The 25,532-nt window shown below is 74.8% G+C and carries 23 protein-coding genes; 5 read left to right on the top strand and 18 right to left on the bottom strand.

Annotated elements, in window-relative coordinates:
* Positions 1–33 precede the first annotated feature (33 nt).
* From ACIP82_RS18360 to proC, 8 genes are all read right to left on the bottom strand, one after another.
* Positions 34–1,041, bottom strand: a complete 1,008-nt coding sequence (locus tag ACIP82_RS18360) for a lysophospholipid acyltransferase family protein (protein ID WP_363605995.1) — start codon at positions 1,039–1,041, stop codon at positions 34–36.
* A 7-nt stretch (positions 1,042–1,048) separates the two neighbouring features.
* Positions 1,049–2,137, bottom strand: coding sequence for an NAD-dependent epimerase/dehydratase family protein (locus ACIP82_RS18355; protein ID WP_363606062.1), 1,089 nt, complete (start codon positions 2,135–2,137; stop codon positions 1,049–1,051).
* Positions 2,138–2,285: 148 nt separating this feature from the next.
* On the bottom strand, positions 2,286–2,384 hold the full coding sequence (locus tag ACIP82_RS18350; RefSeq protein WP_003948845.1) for a 30S ribosomal protein bS22: 99 nt from the start codon (positions 2,382–2,384) through the stop codon (positions 2,286–2,288).
* Between the two features lie 189 nt (positions 2,385–2,573).
* On the bottom strand, positions 2,574–2,783 hold the full coding sequence (locus tag ACIP82_RS18345) for a helix-turn-helix domain-containing protein (RefSeq protein WP_148644250.1): 210 nt from the start codon (positions 2,781–2,783) through the stop codon (positions 2,574–2,576).
* A 233-nt stretch (positions 2,784–3,016) separates the two neighbouring features.
* Positions 3,017–4,213, bottom strand: coding sequence for an acetoin utilization protein AcuC (locus tag ACIP82_RS18340; RefSeq protein WP_363605997.1), 1,197 nt, complete (start codon positions 4,211–4,213; stop codon positions 3,017–3,019).
* Between the two features lie 130 nt (positions 4,214–4,343).
* The gene (locus ACIP82_RS18335; RefSeq protein ID WP_400654345.1) at positions 4,344–5,531 is read right to left on the bottom strand and encodes an MFS transporter; all 1,188 of its coding nucleotides are present in this window, start codon (positions 5,529–5,531) and stop codon (positions 4,344–4,346) included.
* Between the two features lie 142 nt (positions 5,532–5,673).
* Positions 5,674–6,324: an HAD family hydrolase gene (locus tag ACIP82_RS18330; protein ID WP_363606001.1), complete on the bottom strand. Its 651-nt coding sequence runs from the start codon at positions 6,322–6,324 to the stop codon at positions 5,674–5,676.
* A 54-nt stretch (positions 6,325–6,378) separates the two neighbouring features.
* Positions 6,379–7,206, bottom strand: a complete 828-nt coding sequence (gene proC, locus ACIP82_RS18325) for a pyrroline-5-carboxylate reductase (RefSeq protein ID WP_400654343.1) — start codon at positions 7,204–7,206, stop codon at positions 6,379–6,381.
* Positions 7,207–7,367: 161 nt separating this feature from the next.
* Here proC and ACIP82_RS18320 point away from each other — a divergent pair, with 161 nt between their 5' ends.
* Together ACIP82_RS18320 and ACIP82_RS18315 are read left to right on the top strand one after the other, a co-directional pair.
* Positions 7,368–7,817, top strand: a complete 450-nt coding sequence (locus ACIP82_RS18320) for a hypothetical protein (RefSeq protein WP_363606004.1) — start codon at positions 7,368–7,370, stop codon at positions 7,815–7,817.
* Between the two features lie 113 nt (positions 7,818–7,930).
* Complete coding sequence (locus ACIP82_RS18315; RefSeq protein ID WP_400654341.1) at positions 7,931–9,283, top strand: hypothetical protein; 1,353 nt, start codon at positions 7,931–7,933, stop codon at positions 9,281–9,283.
* 15 nt (positions 9,284–9,298) lie between these two features.
* Here the strand turns inward: ACIP82_RS18315 and ACIP82_RS18310 are convergent, their stop codons facing one another.
* The 8 genes from ACIP82_RS18310 to ACIP82_RS18275 all read right to left on the bottom strand — a co-directional run bounded on the left by ACIP82_RS18310 (position 9,299) and on the right by ACIP82_RS18275 (position 20,026).
* On the bottom strand, positions 9,299–9,826 hold the full coding sequence (locus tag ACIP82_RS18310) for a hypothetical protein (RefSeq protein WP_400654339.1): 528 nt from the start codon (positions 9,824–9,826) through the stop codon (positions 9,299–9,301).
* A gap of 82 nt (positions 9,827–9,908) precedes the next feature.
* The gene (gene ilvD / locus ACIP82_RS18305) at positions 9,909–11,753 is read right to left on the bottom strand and encodes a dihydroxy-acid dehydratase (protein ID WP_363606007.1); all 1,845 of its coding nucleotides are present in this window, start codon (positions 11,751–11,753) and stop codon (positions 9,909–9,911) included.
* A gap of 116 nt (positions 11,754–11,869) precedes the next feature.
* Positions 11,870–12,649, bottom strand: coding sequence for a class I SAM-dependent methyltransferase (locus ACIP82_RS18300; RefSeq protein WP_400654336.1), 780 nt, complete (start codon positions 12,647–12,649; stop codon positions 11,870–11,872).
* 30 nt (positions 12,650–12,679) lie between these two features.
* Positions 12,680–13,483 (bottom strand): sugar phosphate isomerase/epimerase, encoded by an 804-nt coding sequence (locus ACIP82_RS18295; protein ID WP_363606063.1) that lies wholly within the window; start codon positions 13,481–13,483, stop codon positions 12,680–12,682.
* A gap of 563 nt (positions 13,484–14,046) precedes the next feature.
* Entirely contained in the window at positions 14,047–15,006 is a 960-nt protein-coding gene (locus tag ACIP82_RS18290; RefSeq protein WP_363606009.1) for a Ppx/GppA phosphatase family protein, read from the bottom strand.
* Positions 15,007–15,159: 153 nt separating this feature from the next.
* On the bottom strand, positions 15,160–16,467 hold the full coding sequence (locus tag ACIP82_RS18285; RefSeq protein ID WP_400654334.1) for an SUKH-4 family immunity protein: 1,308 nt from the start codon (positions 16,465–16,467) through the stop codon (positions 15,160–15,162).
* Positions 16,464–19,523, bottom strand: coding sequence for a toxin glutamine deamidase domain-containing protein (locus ACIP82_RS18280; RefSeq protein WP_400654332.1), 3,060 nt, complete (start codon positions 19,521–19,523; stop codon positions 16,464–16,466). Before ACIP82_RS18280 ends, ACIP82_RS18285 begins: the two co-directional genes overlap by 4 nt.
* A gap of 71 nt (positions 19,524–19,594) precedes the next feature.
* Entirely contained in the window at positions 19,595–20,026 is a 432-nt protein-coding gene (locus ACIP82_RS18275) for a hypothetical protein (RefSeq protein ID WP_363606013.1), read from the bottom strand.
* Positions 20,027–20,309: 283 nt separating this feature from the next.
* Between ACIP82_RS18275 and ACIP82_RS18270 the strand changes: the two genes are divergently transcribed.
* Positions 20,310–21,116, top strand: a complete 807-nt coding sequence (locus ACIP82_RS18270; protein ID WP_363606065.1) for a hypothetical protein — start codon at positions 20,310–20,312, stop codon at positions 21,114–21,116.
* A 71-nt stretch (positions 21,117–21,187) separates the two neighbouring features.
* Here ACIP82_RS18270 and ACIP82_RS18265 read toward each other — a convergent pair whose 3' ends face one another.
* Both ACIP82_RS18265 and ACIP82_RS18260 read right to left on the bottom strand, forming a co-directional pair.
* Positions 21,188–22,357, bottom strand: a complete 1,170-nt coding sequence (locus ACIP82_RS18265) for an NADH-quinone oxidoreductase subunit D (RefSeq protein ID WP_363606014.1) — start codon at positions 22,355–22,357, stop codon at positions 21,188–21,190.
* Positions 22,354–23,391 (bottom strand): SAM-dependent methyltransferase, encoded by a 1,038-nt coding sequence (locus ACIP82_RS18260; protein ID WP_400654329.1) that lies wholly within the window; start codon positions 23,389–23,391, stop codon positions 22,354–22,356. Before ACIP82_RS18260 ends, ACIP82_RS18265 begins: the two co-directional genes overlap by 4 nt.
* A gap of 129 nt (positions 23,392–23,520) precedes the next feature.
* Between ACIP82_RS18260 and ACIP82_RS18255 the strand changes: the two genes are divergently transcribed.
* Together ACIP82_RS18255 and ACIP82_RS18250 are read left to right on the top strand one after the other, a co-directional pair.
* Entirely contained in the window at positions 23,521–24,747 is a 1,227-nt protein-coding gene (locus ACIP82_RS18255; RefSeq protein WP_400654327.1) for a sensor histidine kinase, read from the top strand.
* A gap of 29 nt (positions 24,748–24,776) precedes the next feature.
* On the top strand, positions 24,777–25,466 hold the full coding sequence (locus tag ACIP82_RS18250) for a response regulator transcription factor (RefSeq protein WP_363606019.1): 690 nt from the start codon (positions 24,777–24,779) through the stop codon (positions 25,464–25,466).
* Positions 25,467–25,532 lie beyond the last annotated feature (66 nt).

Genomic DNA, 25,532 nt, shown 5'->3' with positions numbered 1-25,532 from the left:
AGCCGTGGTTCGGAAGCCGTGGCCGGCCGTGGCTCAGAAGAAGACCGACCGCCGCTGCACCAGCAGCTTGTAGAGCGTGTGCTGGATGGTCTCCCGTACCTCGTCGGCCAGGTCGAAGACCAGCATCGGGTCGTCCGCCGCCTCCGCCGGGTGCCCGTCGGTGGCGATCGGTTCACCGAACTCGATCGTCCACTTGGTCGGCAGCGGCACCGCGCCGAGCGGCCCCAGCCACGGGAAGGTCGGCGTGACCGGCACGTACGGCAGGCCCAGCAGCCGGGCCAGCGTCTTGAGGTTGCCGATCATCGGGTAGGTCTCCTCCGCCCCGACGATCGCGCACGGCACGATCGGTACCCCCGCCCGCAGCGCCGAGGCGACGAACCCGCCGCGCCCGAACCGCTGCAGCTTGTACCGCTCGGAGAACGGCTTGCCGATGCCCTTGAAGCCCTCCGGCCAGACTCCGACCACCTCGCCGCGCTCCAGCAGCGCCTGGGCGTCCTCGTTGCAGGCCAGCGTGTGACCGGCCTTGCGGGCCAGCTCGTTGACGCCGGGCAGGACGAAGACCAGGTCCGCGGCGAGCATCCGCAGGTGCCGGTGGTGCGGGTGGTGGTCGTGGATGGCCACCTGGGTCATCAGCGCGTCCAGCGGGATCGTCCCGGAGTGGTTGGCGACGATCAGCGCGCCGCCCTCGGCCGGGATGTTCTCGATCCCGCGCACCTCGACCCGGAAGTACTTCTCGGCGAGCGGGCGCAGCAGCGAGAGCAGCACCTCCTCGGTGAGCTCCCGGTCGAAGCCGAACTCGTCCACCTCGTAGTCGCCGGTGATCCGGCGGCGCAGGAACGCCAGGCGGTCGGCGGCCCGGCCCTCCCAGCCCTTGCCGAACAGGCGGGTGGCGGCCGGGCCGAGCCGCCCGGCCAGCGCCCCGCCGACGGCGTCGGCGAGCTGGTCGGCCAGGCCCGGGTGGCCGGGGTCGCTCCAGCTGGGCGCGGACTCGATCGGGATGACCTTGGCCCCGTCCCTCGCGTTCTCGGCTGCGGCACTCATCGCGGGTTCAGCTCCTGGGTCGGTGGGGAGGAACGGCCGGGCGGCGCTCCGACCCGAGCAGGGCGGCCAGCCGGTCGGTGACGGCGGTGAGCCGTTCGGGCGGCAGCAGGCCGGCGGACTGCGCGGCGGCGAAGTCGGCGAAGGCCTCCGGGGTGGTGAAGCCGGGCCGGTAGCCGAAGGTCTCGCGCAACCGGGTGGTGTCCACCACCCGGCCGTGGGTCAGCAGCCGCAGCTGCTCGGGCGAGAAGTCGACCATCCTGGTCTGCCGGGCCACCGCCGCCACCCAGCTGATCGCGGGCAGCAGCAGCGGCAGGGTCGGCCGGCCGAGCCTGCGGGCGCACTGGGAGAGCAGCAGCACGCCCTCCCCCGCCACGTTGAAGGTCCCGGTGTTGACGGTGCCGGGCTCGGCGGCGACGGCCGCCCGGCAGAGCACCTCGACCGCGTCGTCCTCGTGGACGAACTGCAGCCGGGGGTCGTAGCCGAGGACGATGGGCAGCACCGGCAGGGCGAAGTACTCGCTGAGCGGGGTGTCCGCGCCGGGGCCGACGATGTTGGCGAACCGCAGCACGGTCACCGCGACGTCCGGGCGGCGCCGGGCGAAGCCGCGGACGTAGCCCTCGACCTCCGCCGCGTCCTTGGCGAAGCCGCCGCCGGGCAGGTTCTTGGGCTGCGTCCGCTCGGTGAACACCGCCGGGTCGCGCGGGGTGGAGCCGTACACGCCGGTGGTGGACTTCACCACCAGGCGGCGCACGCCGGACGCCTTCTGGCAGGCACCGAGCAGCTGCATGGTGCCGATGACGTTGGACTCCTTGACCGAGGAGCGGTTGGTCGAGCCCAGACCGGTGGCGCTGACGCTGAGGTGGACGACGGTGTCGACCCGGTGCTCCGCGATCACCCGGGCCACCGCCGGCCGGCGCAGGTCGAGCTGGTGGAAGCGGTACGGGGCGGCGGGCCCGTCCGGTTCCGCGACGGCGTGCCGGGGCGGCTGCACGTCCACGCCGACCACCAGGTCCACCCCGGGCCGGCGGCGGATCTCGGCGGCGAAGCGGGCGCCGAGATGGCGTGCCACGCCGGTGACGAGCACGACCATGCCCACGGTGCTGCACCCCATTCCTCGCCCTGAGCGACTTGCGTGCACCGTACCGCGCCGCCGTGTCGGGCCGTGAAATGACACCGCCCGCCCAGGCCACAAGGGTCTGGACGGGCGGTGGAAGCGCCGGGCGCGCAGGGCGCGGCCGGGGCGCTTACTTCTTGTTGCGACGCTGCACGCGGGTCCGCTTCAGAAGCTTGCGGTGCTTCTTCTTGGCCATACGCTTGCGACGCTTCTTGATGACAGAGCCCACGGAACAACCCTCGCTCACTGAGACTCGCGCCCGTGAGAGACGGAGTCCATACGACTGACGGACGGCCTAGCCTACCTTCCGCGCGCCCTGGGTCGTAATCGTGCTCCCCGGAACCGGGAAACACCCGGAGAATCCCCGGCGAACGGGCCCGGGGTCCGCAGGCTGCGGACCCCGCCCCGCCGCCCGGCCCTACGCGCTCTCGAGCCGCACGTAGGACTCCTTGAGGTACTCGTGCACCGCCTGCTGGGGCACCCGGAAGGACCGTCCGACCCGGATGGCCGGCAGTTCTCCGCTGTGCACCAACCGGTACACCGTCATCTTGGACACCCGCATGACCGCGGCCACCTCCGCCACGGTCAGGAAGACAACTTCCTGCAGGGGGCGTTCGCCGGAACTCATGACCATCACCCGACCCTTACCCGTGTGCAAGGCACCGGCTTCCCCTCCGGTGACTCCACCGGCACACGTGTATCCCCAGAGTAGTTATGGGTGGTACCAGTGGGAAGAGGGGGAAGCCCAGTCCTCGTACGGTGAGAGATAGGCCTGTTGCAGTACGTAGTCGCTCAGCGGTCTGTAGCAGTGGGCATGCGCACGCCCCCGGACACGGGGCCGCCGGTCCGGGGCCTCCGGGCTCAGGGCAGCAGGCCGTGGTAGGGCAGGACGGCCCGGCGGGTGGCGAGGATCGCCTGGTCCAGCCGGTCGGCCGGATCGTAGCCGGTGTCGAAGTCCCGCCAGACGGGCCTGGCCCCGTCGGTCATCCGCAGCGGGGCCGGGCGGCGGGTGCGCCGGTAGACCTCGGCGCGCCAGGCCTCCGGGGTCTCGGTGGCCGGGTCGACGGGCCGTCCGGCGGCGGTGGCGACCAGGTGGGTCCAGGTCCGCGGGACGACGTCCACCACGGCGTAGCCGCCTCCGCCGGTGGCGATCCAGCGGCCGCCGGCGTGCCGGTGGGCCAGGTCGTGCAGTTCCTCGGCGATCAGCCGCTGGGCGTCCACGGTGACGGCGAAGTGGGCGAGCGGGTCCTCCAGGTGGGTGTCCGCGCCGTGCTGGGTGACCAGGACCTGCGGGCGGAACGCGGCCAGCAGTTCGGGCACCAGGGCGTGGAAGGCGCGCAGCCAGCCGGTGTCGCCGGTGCCGGCCGGCAGCGGCAGGTTCGCGGCGGAGCCGGGGGCGTCGGGGCCTCCGGTCTCGGTGGCCCAGCCGGTCTGCGGGAAGAGCGTGGCGGGGTGCTCGTGCAGCGAGACGGTGAGCACCCGCGGGTCGTTCCAGAACGCCTGCTGGACGCCGTCACCGTGGTGGACGTCCACGTCGACGTAGGCGACCCGCTCGGCGCCGAGTTCGAGCAGCCGGGCGATGGCGAGCGCCGGGTCGTTGTAGATGCAGAAACCGGAGGCCCGGCCGGGCATGGCGTGGTGCAGCCCGCCGGCGAAGTTGACGGCGTGCGGGGTCTCGCCGCGCCAGACGGCCTCGGCGGCGGCCACGGACTGGCCGGCGATCAGCGCGGAGGCGGAGTGCACGGCGGGGAAGGCCCAGTTGTCGTCGGTGCCGAGCCCGTGCCGGGCGTCCTGCTCCTCAGGGTGGGCGGCGGCGTGCTTGACCGCCGCGACGTACTCGCGGGTGTGCACCAGGCGCAGGGTGGACTCGCCGGCCGGCGGCGCGGCCCGGACCGTCACCCCGGGGCCGCTGCTCAGCCCGAGGGACTCCACGAGGCGCATGGTGAGCGCCAGCCGGGTCGGGTCCATCGGGTGGCCGGGGCCGAAGTCGTAGGCGGTGACGGCCTCGTCCCAGAAGAGGTGCAGGCCGCAGGGGGTGTCACGCTCGGCTTCGGGCATGGCCTCCACCGTAGCGGGTGGCTCCGCTCCGGCGGCCGCCAGGGCGCGCCGGTTCCGGGCCGCTCCGGCCGTCCGCCCCGGCCGTGGGTGCCGGCCGTCCGCTCGGGCGGTTCGCTCGGGCGGTTCGCGCTCAGGCCACCGCGGGCCGGGCGACCGGGGCGGGGGCGAAGCGGCCGGCGAGCGGGAGGACGGCGAGCACCAGCAGCATCGGGGCGAGCAGTGCCCAGCGGTAGGAGCTCGCGCCCGCGATCGCCCCGACCAGTGGTGAACCGACCAGGAAACCCACGTAGTTGAAGAGGTTGAGCCGGGCCACGGCGGCGTCCGAGTCGGCCGGGAAGAGCCGTCCGCCGGCCGCGAAGACCTGGGGGATGATCGCGCAGATTCCGAAGCCGAGCACGGTGAAGCCGGCGATGCCCGCCCCGGCACCGGGCGCCGCGGCGGCCACCGCAAAGCCGAGCGCGGCCAGCGCGGCGCCGCCGCGGACCACGGGGACGGCGCCCCAGCGCTGCACCGCGCGGTCACCCAGGGCCCGGCCGAGCAGCATCGCCACCATGTAGCCGAGGTAGGAGAGTTTGGCGACGTCCTTCGGGCTGCCGAGGCTGTCGGTGAGGTACTTGACGCTGTAGTTGGAGACCGAGGCGTCCGCGATGTACGCGAAGGCCATCGCCAGGCAGAGCGGCAGCAGTGGCCGCCACGGTACGGACCGGGCGGCGGCCTCGGCGGCCTCCCGGACGGCGTCGCCCAGTTCGGCGGGCCCGGCGAAGCGGGTGCCGGCGAGGACGGCGAGCGGGGCGATCACCGCGGCGGCCGAGCCGAACAGCACCGGCAGGCCGAGGTCGTAGCGTGAGCCGAGGCCCGCGACGGCGGCGCCGAGGATGCCGCCGAGGCTGAACGCGGCGTGGAAGCCGAGCATGACCGAGCGCCCGTAACGGCGCTGGAGGCCCACCCCGAGCATGTTCATACTGGCGTCCAGCGCACCGACCAGAAGCCCGAACGCCCCGAGGGCCAGGGCGAGTTGCCAGAGCGTGCCGCCGAGCCCGGCGCCCGCCAGGCTGAGGCAGACGGCGGGCTGGACGACCCGCAGCACAGCCCGGGCCCCGGTGCGCCGCACCAGCCATTCGGAGCCGATCGAGCCCACCCCGGCCAGGATCGGCACGGCCGCCAGGAAGACCGGCAGCAGGGCGTCGCTCAGCCCGTACCGGTCCTGGATCTCGGGGATACAGGTGACCAGCAGGGCGAAGGTGACGCCCTGGAGCAGGAAACTCGCGGCGAGCGCGGCTCTGCCCGCGCGCAGCCGAGGAGGGATCACGGTACTCATGCCAACCTCGCTACTGGCCGGTACAACGATGTTGGCGAGAGCGTAGGCGGTGGCGCGCGATCGCGGGAGGGGTCGCGCAGCAGTTCTGCGAACAGCCGTTCCGTGCGGCTGTTCCGCGGCGGCCCTCCCCGGCCGGGCGGGCTCAGAGCAGCGCCGGGACCTCCGCCAGATCGGCGATCAGCCCGGTGGCACCGGCGGCGGTCAGCTTCGCCGGGTCGGTGAGCGCGGTGTACCCGTACACGTCCATACCGGCGGCCCGGGCGGCCAGCACGCCGTTGACGCTGTCCTCCAGGACCAGGCAGCGGCCCGGCTCGACGCCGAGGGTGCGGGCGGCGTGCAGGAAGAGGTCGGGCGCGGGCTTGCCGACGCCGACGTCCTGGGCGCTGAAGATCCGCTCCTCGACGAAGTTCCCGCGCAGGCCGGTGACGTCGAGCGCGGTCCGGATCCACTCGTGGTGCGCCGAGGAGGCCAGGCAGTAGGGCACGGAACGCTGCTGCAACTCCTTCAGCAGACGCTCCGCGCCCCGGACGGCGGCGAGTTCGGCGCCGAACGCGGCGAACACCCGGGCGTGGAACAGGTCGTCGAAGCCGTCCGGCAGCTTCGCCCCGTCGAACCGCTCGGCGATCACGTCGTGGACCCGGTGGGCGGCGGTGCCCATGAAGTCCCGGTACGACTCCTCGACGGTGGTCGGGTAGCCGAGTTCGGTCAGGTACTCGGCCAGCAGCCGGTTGGAGAGCGGCTCGCTGTCCACCAGGACACCGTCGTTGTCGAAAATCACCAAGTCGTAGGACATGCCGTCGAGCCTACTGGGCCCCGCCTCCGGGCCCGCCGGGCCTTGTGTCCGGGCCTACTTGCCGCCGGAGGCCAGCTCCCGGGAACGGTCCCTGGCCGCCTCCAGGGCGCCCAGCAGGGCCGCCCGTACACCGTGGTTCTCCAGCTCGCGGATGGCGGCGATGGTGGTGCCGGCCGGCGAGGTGACGGCCTCGCGCAGCTTCACCGGGTGCTCGCCGGAGTCCCGCAGCATCACCGAGGCGCCGATCGCCGACTGCACGATCAGGTCGTGCGCCACCTGCCGGGGCAGGCCGAGCAGGATGCCCGCGTCCGTCATCGCCTCGACCAGGAAGTAGAAGTACGCCGGGCCCGAACCGGAGAGCGCGGTCGCCGCGTCCTGCTGGGACTCGGGCAGCCGCACCGCCTTGCCGACCGAGCGGAAGATCTCCTCCGCCCGCTCCAGGTGCGCCTCGGTGACGTGCGAGCCGCCGGAGATCACGCTCATGCCCTCGTCCACCAGGACGGGCGTGTTGGGCATCACCCGGACCACCGGGGTGCCGGCCGCCAGCCGCGCCTCGAACCAGGCGGTGGGGACGCCGGCCGCCGCCGAGATCACCAGCCGGTCCGGGCTGACGTGCGGCGCCAGCTCCTCCAGCAGGGTGCCCATGTCCTGCGGCTTCACCGCGAGGATCAGGGTGTCGGCGAGCTTGGCGGCCTCGGCGTTGGTCGCGGTGCCGACGCCGTACTTCCCGGCCAGCTCGGCCGCGCGCTCCGGGCGGCGGGCCGTCACCAGCACGTCCGCCGGGTCCTTTCCGGCCCTCAGCAGACCGGAGAGCAGGGCCTCGCCGATCTTGCCGGTGCCCAGGAAGGCGATCTTCTGTCCGTGTGCTCCGCTGCTGGCCATGGCCGCTCCTTACCTCCGGTACTGCGGCCATCCTCGCACCGCGACCGGGCCGGCGGCGGGAGCGTCCACCCAGCGGTCGGACTGCCGCCCGCCACGCCCTAGGGAGAAACTCGGGGTTCTCCCCTATGGCCCCGGGCGGTGTGCGGGCGCACCGTGGAGGTATGGCACACGAAGAGATGTCCCGACGTGAGAACCGGCAACTCGCCGTCGCCGCCGCGACGGTGGGACCGTGGCGGACGGCCGCGGGAGTCGGTGCGGTGGTGGGGGCGACGGCCCTGGGGATCGATGCGATCACCGGTGACTGGTCGCTGAGCATGCTGGCCGGACCGGCCGGCTGGGCGCTGTTCTTCTTCTTCCTGGTCGGCACGGTGGGCGGCCAGCTGCGCCGCGACACCGGCGACCGGCGGCTGCGCCGGTGGGCGGCCGAGCACCCGTGGCAGTCGGCGCTGCCGGCGGCCGGCGGACTGCTGGTGCTGAACATGCTGGCGCAGACGTTCCTCGGCGACGCCGGCCTGTTCGGCGCGTTCTTCCTCTCGCTGCTGCCGGCCGGCGTCCTGCTCGCCGTGGCGGGCGTGGTGGGTTCGGTGAAGCAGGCCCGGGGCAAGGGCTGACGCCGTTTCCGGAACGGCGGAAACAGGGGCGATCTCCGCACATCGCGCACGCGTTCACCACCTGGTGTGCCCCCGATCAGCGAATCGTCACACCCCGTCGGCATACTGGCGCGATGCCGATAGCCGAAGATCCAGAACCGCGCCCGTCCGAGGGCCGGGAGCCGGGCGGGTCCGACCCGTCCGAGGCGGGCGGGAAGGACCCGTTCGCGGACCTCGTTCTCGACGAGGAGTTCGTCAAGGGCGCCACCGTGAAGGAGCAGTCCGGCCGGACCCGGATGCTCGCCGCCCGCTGGCGCCACACCCCGCCGGTCGACCCGGGCGGCCGCCGCTCGGTGAACGACGGCCCCTCGAAGGGCAAGCGGTTCGGCCGCGGGCCCCGGCGGCCCGACGCCTTCGGCAACCCGGGCCCGCGCCGCCGCCTGGAGTGGCGAGCGCCGCTGTACGTGGTGCTGACCATCGCGGTGCTGCTCGCCGCGCTCAACATCGACGGGCTGCGGAGCTGGTACTCCGAGCACTACGGCGACGCCGGCACCCCCGGCCCGTCCGCCGTCGCGCCGGCGCCCACCGTCGCCCCGGAGACCGCCCGGCCGACCGCCGCCCCGCCGTCGGCGGCCGAGCAGCAGCCGACCGTCGACCACCCGTGGGCCGGCTCCCCGGCCGAAGGCTGGCCGAGCGGGGCGGAGGCCTTCGTGCTGCCCGCGGCGCAGGCCACCGGGGTCTTCGGCGCCGAGGAGGTGGCCGGCCAGCTCCAGCTGGTCAAGGACTACCTGACGGCCGCCAACCTGGACCCGAAGGTGACCGCGGGCGGCCGCCCCGAGGCGGCACTGGCCCTGCTGGACCGCGGCGACCGGGACAGCGCCGAGGCGGCGCTCGCCAAGCCGTCCGAGGAGCGGAACGCCATCTCCTACTTCAGCCGCTTCAACCCGGCCGAGGCGATCCCCGTGACCGACGTGGTCAAGGTGCAGGGCCGGACGACGTTCGAGAGCGACGGCGAGAAGGGCGTGCTGGTGCACACCGACTACACCTTCGTCTACGCGATCCGCCCCGGGCCCGAGGCGGCCAAGCAGGCCCTCCCCGGGAAGCCGTCCACCAGGCCGTCCACGACGGGCGAGCCCGCGCCCGGCCTGCCGAGCGGCCCCGGAGTGGCCAAGCCGGTGGCGCTGACCAGCGTGAACGGCGATGTCCCCGGCGACACCTGGACCGCCAGGACCATCGTGCGGCGGATCACGGACTTCCGCTTCTACGACCCGGCCAGGTACCAGTCCAACCCGAAGAAGATCAACCTGCGGCGGTACGACTCCGAGTCCGGCAACAGCGCCTGCAACGTCCACGACGGCTACTACCACCCGCAGTTCGACCAGTTCGCCCAGCCGGACCCGGAGCGGACCGGGCCGAGCCTGGACCCGTACGACCGCAGCAAGGACATCGACGGCGAGCGGGAGTGCGGCTCGGTCAGCCGCAGCTGACCGGTCCGGCCGCGCTCAGCGCCTGCGCTTGCCCCGGCCCGGCGCCTTGGTGTCGGGCCGGCCGCCGCGGGTCGCCTGCCGGCGCTCGTACTGGGCGACGGCCCGCTCGTACCCGGCCCGCCGGACGGCCTCGCCGGGGGCCTCGATGAGGCTGCGGACGAAGTAGGCGAGGAGCGCGCCGACCCCGCCGATGAGCCAGACCACGCCGAGCGACTTGTCCTCGGCCATCCAGCCGCTCAGCTGGTCCCTGCCCTCGCTGAGCAGCTTCCAGGTGCGCAGACCGGCCATCAGCGAGCAGACCGCGATGGCCGCGACCAGCAGCCCGTTCACGAAGCCGCCACCGGAGGAGAGCCGGACGCCCTCGACGCCGAAGCGCAGCACGAAGGCTCCGGCCAGCGCGGCCAGCAGGGCGCCGATCGGCACGACGACCCGGCGCAGCCGGTAGTCGGCGCCCCGGTCGACCCAGCTGGTGCCGAACCAGCGGATCGGTTCCGGCTCGGGGGCGCCGGCGGGCTTGGGGGCGGGGGCGGGGTCCTGGGTCACAGGTCCGATTATCACCCGGTGTCGCGGGAACGCGGAGGGGTCGTCCCGCCTGGCGGGACGACCCCTCCTCCGTGCTGCGGGCTCAGCCGAGCCTGGTCACGTCGCGGACGGCGCCCTTGTCGGCGGAGGTGGCCATCGCGGCGTAGGCGCGCAGGGCCTGGCTGACCTGGCGGTCGCGGTTCTTCGGCCGGTAGCCGCCCTCGGCCTCCAGCTTCAGCCGGCGCTCGTGCAGTTCCTCGAAGGAGACCTCCAGGGAGATCTTCCGGCCGGGGATGTCGATGGCGATGAGGTCGCCGTCCTCGACCAGCGCGATCGCGCCGCCGGACGCGGCCTCCGGGGAGGCGTGGCCGATCGAGAGGCCCGAGGTGCCGCCGGAGAAACGGCCGTCGGTGACCAGGGCGCAGGCCTTGCCGAGGCCGCGGCCCTTCAGGAAGGACGTCGGGTAGAGCATCTCCTGCATGCCCGGGCCGCCCTTGGGGCCCTCGTAGCGGATGACGACGACGTCGCCCTCCTTGACCCGCTTGGCGAGGATCGCCTCGACGGCGTCCTCCTGGGACTCCACCACGACGGCCGGGCCGCTGAACGTCCAGATCGACTCGTCGACGCCGGCGGTCTTCACGATGCAGCCGTCCTCGGCGAGGTTGCCGTACAGCACGGCGAGGCCGCCCTCGACGGAGTAGGCGTGCTCGACGCCGCGGATGCAGCCCCTGGCGGCGTCGGTGTCCAGCGAGTCCCAGCGCTCGGACTGGGAGAAGGCCTCGGCGGAGCGGACGCAGCCGGGGGCCGCGTACCAGAGTTCGACGGCCTCGGCGGACGGGGAGCCGCCGCGGATGTCCCAGGTCTTGAGCCACTCGTCGAGCGAGCCGGAGTGGACGGTGTGCACGTCCTCGTTGAGCAGTCCGCCGCGGTACAGCTCGCCGAGCAGGGCGGGGATGCCGCCGGCCCGGTGGACGTCCTCCATGTAGTACGAGCCGTTGGGCGCGACCTTGGAGAGGCAGGGCACCTTGCGGGAGATCGCGTCGATGGCCCGCATGTCGAAGTCCAGCTCGGCCTCCTGGGCGGCGGCGAGCAGGTGCAGGATGGTGTTGGTCGAGCCGCCCATCGCGATGTCCAGCGCCATGGCGTTCTCGAACGCGGCGCGGGAGGCGACGGAGCGCGGCAGGACGGAGTGGTCGTCCTGCTGGTAGTGCCGGTTGGTGATCTCGACGACCGTCCGGCCGGCGTTCTCGTAGAGGGCCCTGCGGGCGGTGTGGGTGGCGAGGAGCGAGCCGTTGCCGGGCAGCGAGAGGCCGATCGCCTCGGTGAGGCAGTTCATCGAGTTGGCGGTGAACATGCCGGAGCACGAGCCGCAGGTGGGGCAGGCGTTCTCCTCGATGATCGCGATGTCCTCGTCGGAGACGTTCTCGTTGACCGCCTGGGCGATCGCGTCGACCAGGTCGAGCTTGCGCACGGTGCCGTCGACCAGGGTGGCCTTGCCGGCCTCCATCGGGCCGCCGGAGACGAAGACGGTCGGGATGTTGAGGCGCAGCGCGGCCATCAGCATGCCGGGGGTGATCTTGTCGCAGTTGGAGATGCAGATCAGCGCGTCGGCACAGTGGGCGTTGACCATGTACTCGACCGAGTCGGCGATCAGGTCGCGCGAGGGCAGCGAGTAGAGCATGCCGCTGTGGCCCATCGCGATGCCGTCGTCGACGGCGATGGTGTTGAACTCGCGCGGGATGCCGCCCGCCTGCTTGATCGCCTCGGAGACGATCCGGCCCACCGGCTGGAGGTGGGTGTGGCCGGGGACGAACTCGGTGAAGGAGTTGGCGACCGCGATGATCGGCTTGCCGAAGTCCTCGCGGGCTACGCCGGCGGCCCGGAGAAGCGCCCGGGCGCCTGCCATGTTGCGACCGTGGGTGACCGTACGGGACCTCAGCTCGGGCACTGTGCTCCACTCCTTCGGGGCTGCTGGCGGCCCCGCGGGTAGGAGGGTGCGGCGCCGCTGTGGCTATCGAGCCTACGCCCGCCGTCCGGGCGGTGGACGGCGCGTCCGCGATGCGGTCAGGCGTCGCCGCCCGGGGTGATCGCCACCGTGAGGTCCAGCAGGTACGACTCGGTCACCCAGCCGTCGGGGAATTCGGCGAGCAGCGCCTCGCGTTCGACGGCCAGCAGCGGCTCGCGCTCCTCGGGGGCGAGGGCGGCGATGTAGGAATGCGAGGTGAGGTCGGTGATGACGCCCTCGACGGTGATCCGGCGCTCCCAGCGCAGCACGGCGGTGCGGGTCCGCAGGCCGAAGGGGAGCAGCTGATCGGTGACCTCGTTGAGCCGGCCGTACCAGCGGTAGGGCCCGGGCAGCGCGACGGAGAGCCGCTCGCCCATCGCCCGCACCCAGCCGACGCCGCCGTCCCTGACATTCCACCAAGTGGCGAGGGCGCCGCCGGGGCGCAGCACCCGGATCGCCTCGGGGACGGAGCGCTCGGCGACCGTCCAGTGAAAGGCCTGGGCGTAGGTGATCAGGTCGGCGGAGCGGTCGTGGAAGGGCAGCTCGTCACCGGTGCCCTTGACCAGGGGGATCTCCGGGGAGACCGCGTGCAGTCGGGCGGCCATGCCCGGGCTGGGCTCGACGGCCACGACATCGGCACCGCGGGCGGCCAGCAGGCGGGTGGAGATGCCGGTACCGGCGCCGACGTCCAGCACCCGGGCACCCTTGAGGCTGCGGCCGGCCAGGCGCTCCAGTTCGTCGAAGAGCTCGTCGGGGTAGGAGGGCCGGGCGCGGTCGTACTCGGCGGCGACCGAGTCGAAGGACTTGGCGAGGCCCCGATAGTCCTGTTCGCCCGTCATATCCCCTCCAGGGAAACCTGGTTCGTTCGGTCAGCGTACGCGGGAGGGGGTCGCGAGGTGCAAGCGGGTGAAGGCGAGCGCCTCGGCGAGGTCGGCCTCGCGTTCGGCGGGGGAGGCGGAGCGCCGGGTGTTGACCTCCAGCACCACATGGCCGTCGAAGCCGGTCCTGGCCAGGTGTTCCAGCAGTTCGGCGCAGGGCTGCTTGCCGCGGCCGGGGATCAGGTGCTCGTCCTTGCCGGAGCCGCTGCCGTCGGCGAGGTGGATGTGGGCGAGGCGGTCACCCATCCGCTCGACCATGGTGAGGGCGTCGATCCGGGAGGTGGCGGCGTGCGAGAGGTCGATGGTGAAGTGCCGGTACTCCTCCTCGGTGACGTCCCAGCCGGGGGCGTAGGCCAGCATCTCGCGGTCGCGGTAGCGCCAGGGGTACATGTTCTCGACGGCGAAGCGGACGTCGGTCTCGCCCGCCATCCGGTCGATGCCCTCGACGAACTCGCGGGCGTACTGGCGCTGCCAGCGGAACGGCGGGTGGACGACGACGGCGTCGGCGCCGAGCTTCTCGGCCGCCGCCCGGGCCCGGACCAGCTTGGTCCACGGGTCGGTGGTCCAGACCCGCTGGGTGATCAGCAGACAGGGCGCGTGGACGGCCAGGATCGGCATCCGGTGGGCGTCGGAGAGCCGGCGCAGCGCCTCGATGTCCTGGCTGACCGGGTCGTTCCAGACCATCACCTCGACACCGTCGTAGCCCAGCTTCGCGGCCAGCTCGAAGGCGATGGCGGTGCCGGCCGGGTACACCGAGGCGGTGGAGAGGGCGATCCTGGTGTCGGGGATGTGCAGGGCGGGGTGCGGGGGCAGCACCAGGCGGTCGGTGGTGCGCAGCAGCGGGGCGGGGCGGGCCGCGGCCTGCCGGGCGGCCTTGACGGACTTCACCGACTGCACGGCGGCCTTGGCGGCGCCGGCGGCCCGGGCCGTCCGGGTGTCGCGGGGGCTCTTGGCGGCGCGGGCGGTGGCCCGTCCGGTGCCGCGGCCGCGTTCCGGGCCGCGTTCGGCGCCGGGGGTCTTCTGGACGGCTTTCTTCGCCGCCGTCTTCACCGCCTGCACGGTCTTGGCGGTCTTGGCGGTCTTCGACGCCCCGGCCGCCTTGGCGGCCTTGGCATCCTTGGCCGTCTTGACGCCCTTCACGGCCTTGCCGAGCTTGCGGGCACGGCCGGTGGTCCCGGGTTCGGCGCCGCCCTCGTCCGGGCGGGTGCGGCGCGGGCCGTCCGGCCGCGGCTGCCCGGTTCCGGCAGCGCGGCCCCCCTGCGTCCCGTCCTCGTCCGCTGGTTGCGCCACGGGAGACAGCGTAAGCGGACCGCGCCCGGAACGGAGCCAGGTCCCCCCGCCGGTGCGGGCCGAAGGCCTCAGCCGGCGAGGGCGGGGTGCCGGTCGGTCGGGCTGTCCATGGCGTCCAGGCGGCGCAGGATGATGCCCTCGCGCAGCGCCCACGGACAGATGTCGAGCTCGTCCAGGCCGAAGAGGTCCATCGCGGCGTCGGCGACCAGGGCGCCGGCCAGCAGCTGCTTGGCCCGGCCCTCGGAGACGCCGGGGATCTGCGCCCGCTCGGCGACGGTCATCGCGGAGAGCCGGGGCACCCAGGCGGCCAGGCCGCTGCGGGTGAGCCGGCGGTCGGTGTACGGGCCGGCCTCGGCGGGGGCGGCGCCGCTCATCCGGGCGAGCTGCTTGAAGGTCTTGGAGGTGGCGACGGCGTGGTGGGGGGCGCCGAGCCGGGAGATCTCGCCGACCACGCTGGCGATCTCGGCCCGGATGTGGCGTCTGAGCTCGCGCAGGCCGTCCGGGTCGGCGACGTCGCCGGGCAGCCAGCGGGCGGTGAGCCGGCCGGCGCCGAGCGGCAGCGAGCAGGCGATGTCGGGCTGCTCGTCCTGACCGCAGGCGATCTCCAGCGAGCCGCCGCCGATGTCGAGGTTGAGCAGCCGGCCGGAGGACCAGCCGAACCAGCGGCGGACGGCGAGGAAGGTGAGCCGCGCCTCGTCCTGTCCGGAGAGCACCCGCAGTTCGACGCCGGTCTCCTCGGCGACCCGGCGCAGCACCTCCTCGCCGTTGGCCGCCTCGCGGACGGCGGAGGTGGCGAAGGGCAGGATGTCGACGACGCCCTTGTCCTCGGCGACCCGGATGGACGAGGCGACCATGCCGACCAGCCGCTCCACCCCGGCCTCGCTTATCGCCCCCTGCTCGTCGAGGAGTTCGGCGAGCCGCAGCTCGGCCTTGTGGGAGTACGCGGCCAGCGGGGCGGCACCGGGATGGGCGTCCACCACGAGGAAGTGGACCGTGTTGGAACCTACGTCGAGAACACCGAGTCGCATAACTCTCCACGCTACGCGATACGGTGCCGCGCCCACCCGGCCGCGGCGGTATTCGCGCTGGTCCGGGTGGGTCGGTACGGACCCCGGCCGGTCACCGCGCGCGACGGGCCGACGCGGGCGCCGGTGCGGGCGCCGACGGTCCGGCGGCGGGGCTCACAACAGGCCGTCCCAGAGCTGCTCGACGATGACGGCCCACCAGTTCTCCGGATCGTCGAAGACCGTCGGGTCGATCGCCGCCAGGCCCCGCTGGAGGTCGGCGACGGCGGTCCCGGCGGCACGTCGGTCCGGGCCGCGCAGACCGGGGAGCCGCCCGGCGAACAGCTCCAGGCAGCGGACGAAGGCCGCCGGGCCGTCGTTGCAGTGCCGGGCGGTGGCGTAGTCGGGGTCGACCGCCCGGACGGCGCCGCGGGCGGTGTCCACGGTGATCAGCGCCCAGCCGTCGGTGCCGAGCAGCAGCTGCGGGGCCAGCGCCCGGCGCTCCCGATCGGCGATCCTGGTGCCGCGTCCGGCGTCCGCCAGGTGGGCGGCGAGCGGCGGCAGCACCGGGCCGGGCCGGGTGCCGTCCGCGATGGCCTCGGGCCGGGGGTGGTGCAGCGCGAAGAAGCCCTCGACGGCCACCGGCACGCCGACCGTGAGCAGCAGTCCGGCGCAGTCCTCCGGCAGATCGGCCCGGGCGACGTCGTCCGGGCCGAAGCGCTGGACGCCGCCCGCCCCGAACCGCCGCACCAGCCGGGCCGCCAGGGCACCGGCCGGCTCGGCGGCGGCCCGCTCGACGGCGGCCGACGGCGCGGTGCGCGGGAACGGCACCCGGTTGGGGGCCGGTTCGCCGGGCACGGCCGGCAGCGCCCGGACGGCCGCCGCCCGGTGGTCGAAGCGCGGCCCGTACGGCAGGTCGAAGCCCACCCGGGCCCCGGGCAGCTCGGCGGCCAGCGCGTGCGCCCAGTAGCCGCCGGGCAGCGCGCCCAGCCGCAGGTCGGTGTGGACGGCCAGCACGTCCTCGGCCCGGACGCCCTGTTCGCGTAGCCGCCACCAGCCGCGCAGCGCCGGATGCGGCAGCCCGGGCGCCGAGCGCAGCGCCATGGTGCGGACCTCGCCGAAGCCGTCCCGGTAGGTGAGTTCGGCCCGGGCGCCCCGGCCGGTGGCCGGTGGCAGGGCCGGGGCGTATCCGCCCGCGCCGAGGAAGTCCCGGTACAGCGCGACCACCTCGTCCACCGGCACGGACGGCCAGACGGTGAACCGCCCGGTCTCCCGGTCCACCACGGCGCAGGCCGCGCCGATCTCCTCGGGGGCCCGCCGCTCGCCCGTCCTCGGGTCGACCCGGACCGGCGGGGGCTCGGCCCAGAGCACCCAGCCGAGGTCGAACTCGTGCGAGCGCACCGGGCGGCTCCCGGCCGAGGCCCCGGGCAGTTCGCCGTTGATCCAGCGGTGGGCGGCCTCGATCGCCTGCGCGCGAGTGGTCACGGGGTGGTGCTCCTTGCGGCGGCCCGGCCGGAACCGGAAGGGACGGACGGCACGGTCGTCGAGGCCGCACCCGGCGCGGGCGCGGCTTCGACGGCCTCGGCAGCTTCGACGGCCTCGACGGCCTCGAACCGGCGGACGGCGAGATCGAGCGGGCGACCCTCGGGGTCGAGGGCGATCGCCCAGAGGCCGTGGCGGCCGTCGTGCAGCGGGGCCGGGCCCTGGCGGCCGACCTGGTGGTCGAGATAGGTCACGGTGTCCCGGTGGTTGACGGCGTTCCAGGCGTGCGGGCGGCCGAAGCCGTCCAGGGTGAGCAGGAGCGCCTGGGAGCCGTGGCCGGCCCGGCGCAGTTCGCCGGCCAGCCGGCCGAAGGCCGGGCCGCCGTCGCCGAGGTCCCGGAACGGCGCGCCGAGTTCGCGCTCCGCGCGGTCGCGTCCGCCGCGCTCGCCCGCGTCGCCCTCGGTGGGGACGCGCGGTGCGGCGCAGGTCGGCCGGCCGGTGAAGGTGTCCACGGCCGAGAGCGCGATCTCCAGGCTGTTGTTGGCCCGGCCCGGTTCGCGGGGGCCGCCGTCGTTGACGGCCTCGGCCCAGCCGCCGGCCGCCGGGGCCGGGTGACGGACGGGCAGGCCGTCGCCGTCCCGGGGCGCGCGGCGTTCGACCTCGCGCTGGTGCTCGGGGTCGACCTGGGCGAGCCCGCCGGGCCGGCCGTACGGGCGGCTGTCGGCGATGGTCCGCAGGCGGACCACCGGACCGCCGGGGGCGGTGCCGGTGCGCGGGGCGCGCAGGGCGAGCTGGAGGGCCATCGCGTGGGCGGTGGCGACCGGGACGGCTCCCCAGCCGGTCCCCGGCTGGCCCTCGGCCGGTGATCCGTCCGGACGGCGGCGGGTGTCGCCCGGGTGGGGCTCGGGGCGTCCGCCGCCCGGCCCGGCCGGCGGCGGGACGGGCAGCGGTGGGGCGACCGGCGGCGGGGGGACGGGCAGCGGGCCGGGGGTGGTGACCGGGTGCGGGGCACCGGTGGCCGCGCGAGGTCCGCCCGGGCCCGCTCCGACGGCGCCCGGACGCGGTTCGGTGGGCGCGGGCTGTCCGGGGGCGGCCGGGCCTGATCCGGGCTGCCCGGGCACCGGGGCGCCCGCGCCGGGGAGCGCGACCGTGATGGCCGGGCCCGCCGGTCCGGGGTGGAGGGCACCGGCCCCGGCCGGGGCGCCCGCGCCGATTCCGCTGCCGAACGGCGCCGGGCCGTGCCCGGCCGCACCGGGGCCTCCGCCGTAACCGCCCGCGCCGCCCGCGCCGCCCACGCTGCCCGCACTGCTCGCGAGCGGGCCGGGGCCGACCGCTCCCGCGCCCACCGGCCCGCCGTAGCCGCCCCCGTACGAACCCCCGTACGCACCCGGGTAGGAGCCGCCGCCCGAGCCGCCGGTGGCCGCGTCCGGACCGGGGTGGTACGGCGCGGACCAGGAGGGCGGCGCCGCGGACGCGGGCGGCGCGAGCACCGAGTCCGTCCGCACGGTGACCGGCACTCCGCCGCCACCAGCTCCTCCTCCACCACCGCCGGAGTGCGAGGACGCGGGCGCCAGGGTGTAGTCGCCGCCGTCCGAGCCGCCGCCACTCTGGTGTGCCGGGGCCGCCGGGGCCCGGACCGGGCTCTCGGCCTGGGCGGGGGCCCGGTCGGCAGCGCCCACCGGCCCGGTCCGCACCTGTCGGCCGTCACCGGAACCGCCCGCCGCAACGCCGGGGTCACCCGCCAGGCCGACGGACCCGCCGGAGCCGGACTCCTGGCCGGCCGCCCGCACCACGGCGTCCGGCCCGGCGCCCGGCACCACCGGACCGGGCTCCCCCGGCGGTGTGCCGTCCGGGGAGCCGCCGAGGACACCGTCCGGCCCGACACCCGCGCGGTGGGCCCGGCCCGGCCCGGCGTCGCCCGCCGCGAGGCCGGTCAGCGGCACACCGAGGACCTCCGTGCCGTCCTTGTCGGTCAGCACCGGCCGGCCGTCCCTGCCGAGCAGCGGCCGCCCGTGCTCGTCCAGCCGCACGGTCAGGTCCTCGACCCCGACCACCGGCCTGCCGTCCGGGCCCTGGACGACGAGCAGCCCGCTCGCGTCCGCCACCGGTGTGCCGTCCGCCCGGACGATGACCGGGTTGCCCGCCTCGTCCAGCACAGGCCGGCCGGCCTCGTCGAGCCTGACGCTCAGACCGGGCACCCCGACCACCGGCTGCCCGTCCGCACCGGCCACCGGCTTTCCGTCCGCGCCGATCACCACCGCCAGGCCCGCACCGCCCGCGCCCAGCACGCCCGGCTCGGCGAGCGCGGCCGGCAGCCCGGCGGCCAGCGGGTCGAAGGCCCCGCCGGGGCCGGTGGCGCAGGAGGCCGTCCGCACCCCGGCCGCGCCGGGCGTGCTGGGCCCGAGGCGCAGCAGGGCGACCACCGCGGGCTCCTTGAGCGCCGTGGCCAGCCCGTCCTTCATGGCCCGGCCGAGTTCGTCCAGCAGCCCGCCGATCCTCAGCCGGGCGGCCTCGACGGCGACCGCCGCCATCGCCTCGGCGACCTGCCCGGTGGCCGTGTTCCGCACCCCGGCCGCCAGCCCGCCGAAGACCCCGCCGGGAGCGGCGCCGCTCCCGTTCCGGGCGGACTCGGCGGCCTCGGCGGCCTTGACGGCGGCCGCCCTGGCCCTGGCCGCCTGTTCCTCGGCCTGCTTCAGCTCGGCGGCCAGCTCGGTGAGGGCCGCGACGACATCGGCCTTGCAGCCGTCCACGGCCCGGGCGGCCCGGTCGAAGGCGCCGGCCACCAGCCCGGCGGCGGAGTGGGCGTCGTCCAGGTGGCCCTTGCCACCGCCGCTGAACGCCCGCCAGTACTCGCCGAAGGCCTCCACCGCCCGGCCGGAGTTCTCCCCGGTGACGCGCCTGGCGGAGTCGCCGCCGCGCCTGCCGAGGCGCTCCGCCTCGGCGCCGAGTTCGCGCCAGAGCCCGGCCGCCTTGCGCAGCCCGTCCTCGTCGGCCTGCGGCCACCGGTGGCCGGTCCTGGCCAGCAACGGTGCGAGCTCCTCGGGCAGCTTCCGGGACACGCGCGTTCCCCTTTCGGGAGGCGGATCACCGCCGGGCGGCGGCACGGGCGGGCGGGCGGGGAGGGCCGGTGTCAGGCCGGCCTGTCCTCGGGGACGGTCCCCACGGCCGCCGGGGTTGCGGACGTCACCGGGGCCGTCGAAGGTGCCGGGGCCGCCGTCGGCCTGCCGTCCGGCCCGGTGCCGGCCGTCGCGCCGAAGCCCGCCGCGGCCGAGGTGTCGGCGTCCGTGGTCCGCTCGGCCATGGTGTGCAGCCCGGCCCCGACCTGGCCGAGCCGCCCGGCCAACCCGCGCAGGCCGCCGAGCAGTTCGCCGTGCGCCTCGCGGTAGACGGTGGCGAAGCCGCTGCCCGGCCGGTCCGGTCCCCAGGGGCTGCCGAGCGCGGCGAGGCCCTGTTCCAGGGCGGCCGCGGCCTTCCCGAGGTCCGCCGAGATCTTCTCGAACTCCCGCCCCTCGCCGTGCAGTTCCCAGGGCTTGATGACGAACTTGCCGCTGCCGCCGGCCATCCCCGTACCTCCCGTCGCGGACCGGCCGCCCATCCTAGAGCTGAAGTCCTGGAGCCGGATCCCGCCCCGGCCGCAGGACGCCGGTGACCTCTTCGCCCCGTCTCCACCTCCCCCCGAGGCCCCCGCCGCGGGCCCACGGGCGGTGGACCGCCGGTGAAATCACCGCAAATGCCCCGGCCACGGGCGGTTCGCACCTCCGCGAAGGCTCTACCCTTGCCGGGTGGCAGCAGCAGACACGTCCAAGAAGAAGCCCAGGGCCGGAACGACCGCGATCGATCTCGCCATGCCGACCCTGCGCGCCGAGGTCCCGCTCGACTTCCCGCGCGCCTGGGTCGAGTTCACCGACCCCGACGACGAGGAGCAGGTCTTCCGCTGCGACCTCACCTGGCTGACCTCCCGCTGGACGTGCATCTTCGGCCGCGGCTGCCAGGGCATCCGCGAGGGCCGGGGCGAGTCGGACGGCTGCTGCACGCTCGGCGCCCACTACTCGGACGAGGACGACGAGCAGCGGGTGGCCGGTCACGCGGCCCGGCTGACGCCGGAGATCTGGGAGAACTTCGAGCACGGCACCGACGACAGGGGCCGGATCAGGCTCGACGGCGGCATCACCATGCTGGACGAGGACGGCGACCGGCAGACCCGCCGGGTCAACGGCGCCTGCCTCTTCCTCAACAGCCCGGGCTTCCCCGGCGGCGCCGGCTGCGCGCTGCACACCCTCGCCCTCAAGGAGGGCAAGGAGCCGCTGGAGACCAAGCCGGACGTCTGCTGGCAGCTCCCGGTGCGCCGCACCTACGACTGGATCGACCGCCCGGACGACACCCGCTACCTCCAGGTCACCATCGGCGAGTACGACCGCCGGGGCTGGGGCCCGGGCGGCCACGACCTGCACTGGTGGTGCACCGGCAGCCCGGACGCGCACACCGGCCCGGACCCGGTGTACGTCAGCTACCGCCCCGAGCTCACCGAGCTGATGGGCAAGGCCGCGTACCAGGTGCTGGCCGGCCTCTGCGAGCAGCGGATCGCCACCAAGGGCGACCGCAAGGTGGCCCCGCACCCGGCCGACCCGGCGAAGCCGAAGAAGAAGGCGTAGCCGCGGCGCGCGGTGGCCGCCGTACCCGGCCGGCCCGCCGCGCGCCGGGGTCGCGGACGGCTACCCGCCGGTCACTTGTCGATGTCCCCGACGACGAAGAACATCGAGCCCAGGATCGCCACCATGTCGGCGACCAGGGTGCCGGGCAGCAGCTCGGTCAGCGCCTGGATGTTGTTGAAGGACGCCGAGCGGAGCTTGAGCCGCCACGGCGTCTTGTCACCGCGCGAGACCAGGTAGTAGCCGTTGACGCCGAGCGGGTTCTCCGTCCAGGCGTAGGTGCTGCCCTCGGGTGCCTTGAGCACCTTGGGCAGCCGCAGGTTGACCGGCCCGGGCGCCAGCGTGGCCAGCTTGTCCAGGCAGGCGTCCGCCAGGTCGAGGGAGTTGACCGTCTGCTCCAGCAGGCACTCGAAGCGGGCCAGGCAGTCGCCCTCCTCGCGGGTGACCACGGTCAGCACCCGGCGCAGTTCCTCGGAGCCGTACGCCAGGTAGGGCTCGTCCCGGCGCAGGTCGAAGTCGAGGCCGCTGGCCCGCGCGATCGGGCCGCTCACCCCGTACGCCTCGGCCTGTGCCCTGGTGAGCACGCCGACGCCGGCGGTGCGGACCCGGAAGATCTCGTTGCCGAGCACCAGCTCCTCGAAGACCGGCAGCTGGGAGCGGACGGTGGCGACCGCCGCCCGGACCCGGCCAAGCCAGCCGGCCGGCAGGTCCTCCTTGAGGCCGCCGACCCGGTTGAACATGTAGTGCATCCGCCCGCCGGAGGCCTCCTCCAGCACGTGCTGGAGGTCCTCACGGCCGGTGAAGGCGTGGAAGATCGGGGTGATGCCGCCCAGTTCCAGCGGGTAGGAGCCGAGGAACATCAGGTGGTTGAGCACCCGGTTCAGTTCGGCGAGCAGGGTGCGGATCCACACCGCGCGCTCGGGCACCTCCATGCCGAGCATCCGCTCGACGCCCAGCACCACGCCCAGTTCGTTGGCGAAGGCGGAGAGCCAGTCGTGCCGGTTGGCCAGCATGATGATCTGCCGGTAGTCGCGGGCCTCGAAGAGCTTCTCCGCGCCCCGGTGCATATAGCCGATCACCGGCTCGGCGGTGACGATCCGCTCGCCGTCCAGCACCAGCTTCAGCCGCAGGACGCCGTGCGTCGCGGGGTGCTGCGGGCCGATGTTGAGCACCATGTCGGTGCTGCCGGCCTCGCCCGTGAAGCTCTCGGCTCCCGCTCCGATGCCGACCGTGGTCTCCCTCATGGGGTCAGAGTCTGCCATCCCGCCGGCCGCTCCAGCCCCTGTGCCCCCTTCAGGATTTCGGGCAGCGGCATCCGGACGGCCTGCGCCAGCCAGCCGAAACCGCCGAGGCCGGCCGGGTCGGTCAGCTCCGCGCCCTCGCCCGCGCCACCGAGCGCGCGCAGGTAGGCCACCGGGTCGGAGGAGGCCAGTGCGAGCGGCGGCCTGGTCCCGCTCACCCCGAGCGCCCGCAGCGCCTCCCGCTGCGTCGTCCACAGGCTGTGGACGGCGGGCACGGCCACGGCGTCCAGCGCGACGTGCGCGGTGAGGTCGCAGGAGCCGTCCGGCACCGGGGGCACCTCGCGGCCGGCCCGGAAGCCGGTCAGGGTGGTCAGCGGCGGGCGGGCGGCGGCCGTGTGCCCGTAGTCCACCGCGACCGCCAGCCCGCGCTCCAGGGCGCCGACGGCCGAGGCCCAGGCGGCGTCCCGGGGGCCGCCCAGCTCCACCACGTCCCCCGGACGGCCGCCCGGCCACCAGCGGGCGGCCCAGGCGGCGTCCGCCTCGGTCACCGGCTCGCCCGGGCGCTCCGCGCCCGTCGCGGTGTCCACCTCGACATAGCGCAGCCGCCCGTCCTCGCCCACCTCGGCCAGGTCCAGCGGCACGTTGTCCAGCCACTCGTTGGCGAACAGCAGGCCGGTGACACCGCGCGGCACCACGGTCGTCCACAGGGCTGTGGACGGCAGTCCCGCCGGGCGCGGCGCCCCGATCTCCACGCCGTACGGCCGCAGCCGGGAGCGCACCGCGTCCGGCAGCTCGGCCAGCACCCCCGTCAGCAGTTCGCCGCGCCCCGCCCCGACGTCCACGAAGGCCAGCTCCGCCGGACGGCCGAGGGCCGCGTCGACCTCCAGCAGCAGCCGGGCCACCGCGCGGGCGAACAGCGGGGAGGCGTGCACCGAGGTGCGGAAGTGCCCGGCCGGGCCCTCCGGCCGGCGGTAGAAACCGCCCTCCGGGGCGTACAGGGCCTCTTCCATGGCGGGCCGCCACCGCATCCAGCTCATGCGGCGGGACGCTACCGGGACCGGCCACGACCCGCCCAACCGGAACCGGGGCTTCTCCGACCTAGGGAGTAGGCGGGATCGCCCTCCCGGTGGACCTGAACACGCCAGGTGGCTGCCTACCCTTGAGGCGTGCATCGACTCAACGCCTGGCTCCGCCGTCACCCCATGGTGGTCGACGCCGCCTGGGCGTCGATCGTGCTCTTCCTCGGCGTACTGCCGGACAACGGCAGCAACCACGGCTGGCGGTACGGCGTCCAGCTCGCCATCGCGGTGGTCCTCCCGCTGCTGATGGTCGTCCGGCGCCGGTGGCCCGACGCCACCGTGGCCACCGCCGCCGCGATCGGCGTCGGCCAGGTCGCGCTGGACGTCGATCCCGCCATCTCCAGCATCGCGTACCTGGTCTTCGCCTACACCGGTGCCGCGTTCGCCTCCACCTGGGTGTCCCGGCTGGCGCTGGCGGCCGGGCTGGCGGCCGGACCGCTGGTCTTCTGGCGGCTCCACCCGACCAAGACACAGCTCGACGGCGAGGGCAACATCCTGCAGCAGCCGTACCACCTGGGCGAGTCGGTCGTCATCACGCTCCTGATGAGCACCCCGTTCATCCTCTGCTGGGCGTGGGGCCGGCTCACCCGGGTCCGCCGGGCCTACCTGGTCGAGCTGGAGGACCGCGCCGCCCGGCTGGAGCGCGAGCGCGACGCCCAGTCCAAGGTGGCGGTCGCCGCCGAGCGCGCCCGGATCGCCCGCGAGCTGCACGACGTGGTCGCGCACAACGTCTCCGTCATGATCGTCCAGGCCGACGGCGCCGCGTACGTCCTGGACAACTCGCCCCAGCAGGCCAAGCAGGCGCTCAGCACGATCGCCTCCACCGGCCGCCAGGCCCTGGTGGAGATGCGCCGCCTGCTGGGCGTGCTGCGCACCGCCGACACCGCCGACGAGTACATGCCGCAGCCCGGCGTCGAGGAGCTGCCCGAGCTGCTGGACCAGGTCCGCACGGCCGGCCTCCAGGTGGACTTCGCCACCTCCGGCGACCCGCGTGAACTGCCGCGCGGCGTCGAGCTGACGGTCTACCGGATCGTCCAGGAGGCGCTGACCAACGTCCGCAAGCACGGCGGCCCCGACGTGCACGCCCGGGTCGCGGTCGACTTCGGCGAGCGCGAGCTGGCCGTCCTGATCGAGGACGACGGCCGCGGCACCACCGACGAGCAGCTGTCCTCCGGTGGCACCGACGGCCAGGGCCACGGCCTGATCGGCATGCGGGAGCGGGTCGGTATGGTCAGCGGCACCCTGGACATCGGCCCCCGCCCCGGCGGCGGCTTCCGGATCCGCGCCGTACTGCCGCTCAAGGCAGCCCACTGACCCCGCCGCCGCGCCCCCTAGGAGCCACCTTGACCATCCGCGTGATGCTCGTCGACGACCAGGAGCTGCTGCGCACCGGGTTCCGGATGATCCTCCAGTCGCAGGGCGACATCGAGATCGTCGCCGAGGCCGGCGACGGCGCGCAGGCCGTGGAGAAGCTGCGGCACACGGAGGTGGACGTGATCCTGATGGACGTCCGGATGCCCCGCCTGGACGGGGTGCAGGCCACCCGCCGGATCTGCCTCGCCGAGGACGGCAGCCCACTGCCGGACGCCCCGCACGTGCTCATCCTCACCACCTTCGACCTCGACGAGTACGCCTTCGCCGCGCTCAAGGCCGGCGCCAGCGGCTTCCTGCTCAAGGACGTGCCGCCGACCGAGCTGGTGGCCGCGATCCGGGCGGTCCACGGCGGGGACGCGGTGGTCGCCCCGACCACCACCCGCCGCATGATCGACCGCTTCGCCGAGGTGCTGCCCACCCCGCACAACGCGCCGGGCCCGAACACCCTCGGCCCGCTCACCGAGCGCGAGCGCGAGGTCTTCCTGCTGGTCGCCCAGGGCCTGTCGAACGGCGAGATCGCCGCCCGGCTGGTCCTCTCCGAGGCCACCGTGAAGACCCACGTCGGCCGGATCCTGGCCAAGCTCGGCCTGCGCGACCGGGTCCAGGCCGTGGTCCTCGCCTACGAGGCGGGCCTGATCCGGGCCGGGGCCTCGGACTGATCCCGGCCCGGGGCCGCCGGGCCCGGCCGTAGAATGGGCCGGTACGTCCGGTACCCGAGGAGGACC

The sequence above is a fragment of the Kitasatospora sp. NPDC088548 genome (assembly GCF_044753005.1).
Classification (GTDB): Bacteria; Actinomycetota; Actinomycetes; order Streptomycetales; family Streptomycetaceae; genus Kitasatospora.
This window is presented reverse-complemented; position numbering and strand designations above follow the sequence as displayed.

Bases quoted from the DNA above. Each gene is read 5' to 3' on its own strand.
- ACIP82_RS18360 (WP_363605995.1), bottom strand. From the start codon at position 1,041: ATGAGTGCCGCAGCCGAGAACGCGAGGGACGGGGCCAAGGTCATCCCG.
- ACIP82_RS18330 (WP_363606001.1), bottom strand. From the start codon at position 6,324: ATGTCCTACGACTTGGTGATTTTCGACAACGACGGTGTCCTGGTGGAC.
- proC (WP_400654343.1), bottom strand. From the start codon at position 7,206: ATGGCCAGCAGCGGAGCACACGGACAGAAGATCGCCTTCCTGGGCACC.
- ACIP82_RS18335 (WP_400654345.1), bottom strand. From the start codon at position 5,531: ATGAGTACCGTGATCCCTCCTCGGCTGCGCGCGGGCAGAGCCGCGCTC.
- ACIP82_RS18290 (WP_363606009.1), bottom strand. From the start codon at position 15,006: ATGCGACTCGGTGTTCTCGACGTAGGTTCCAACACGGTCCACTTCCTC.
- ACIP82_RS18345 (WP_148644250.1), bottom strand. From the start codon at position 2,783: ATGAGTTCCGGCGAACGCCCCCTGCAGGAAGTTGTCTTCCTGACCGTG.
- ACIP82_RS18270 (WP_363606065.1), top strand. From the start codon at position 20,310: ATGCCGACCCTGCGCGCCGAGGTCCCGCTCGACTTCCCGCGCGCCTGG.
- ACIP82_RS18340 (WP_363605997.1), bottom strand. From the start codon at position 4,213: ATGCCCGAAGCCGAGCGTGACACCCCCTGCGGCCTGCACCTCTTCTGG.
- ACIP82_RS18300 (WP_400654336.1), bottom strand. From the start codon at position 12,649: ATGACGGGCGAACAGGACTATCGGGGCCTCGCCAAGTCCTTCGACTCG.
- ACIP82_RS18315 (WP_400654341.1), top strand. From the start codon at position 7,931: ATGCCGATAGCCGAAGATCCAGAACCGCGCCCGTCCGAGGGCCGGGAG.
- ACIP82_RS18265 (WP_363606014.1), bottom strand. From the start codon at position 22,357: ATGAGGGAGACCACGGTCGGCATCGGAGCGGGAGCCGAGAGCTTCACG.
- ACIP82_RS18260 (WP_400654329.1), bottom strand. From the start codon at position 23,391: ATGAGCTGGATGCGGTGGCGGCCCGCCATGGAAGAGGCCCTGTACGCC.
- ACIP82_RS18320 (WP_363606004.1), top strand. From the start codon at position 7,368: ATGGCACACGAAGAGATGTCCCGACGTGAGAACCGGCAACTCGCCGTC.
- ACIP82_RS18275 (WP_363606013.1), bottom strand. From the start codon at position 20,026: ATGGCCGGCGGCAGCGGCAAGTTCGTCATCAAGCCCTGGGAACTGCAC.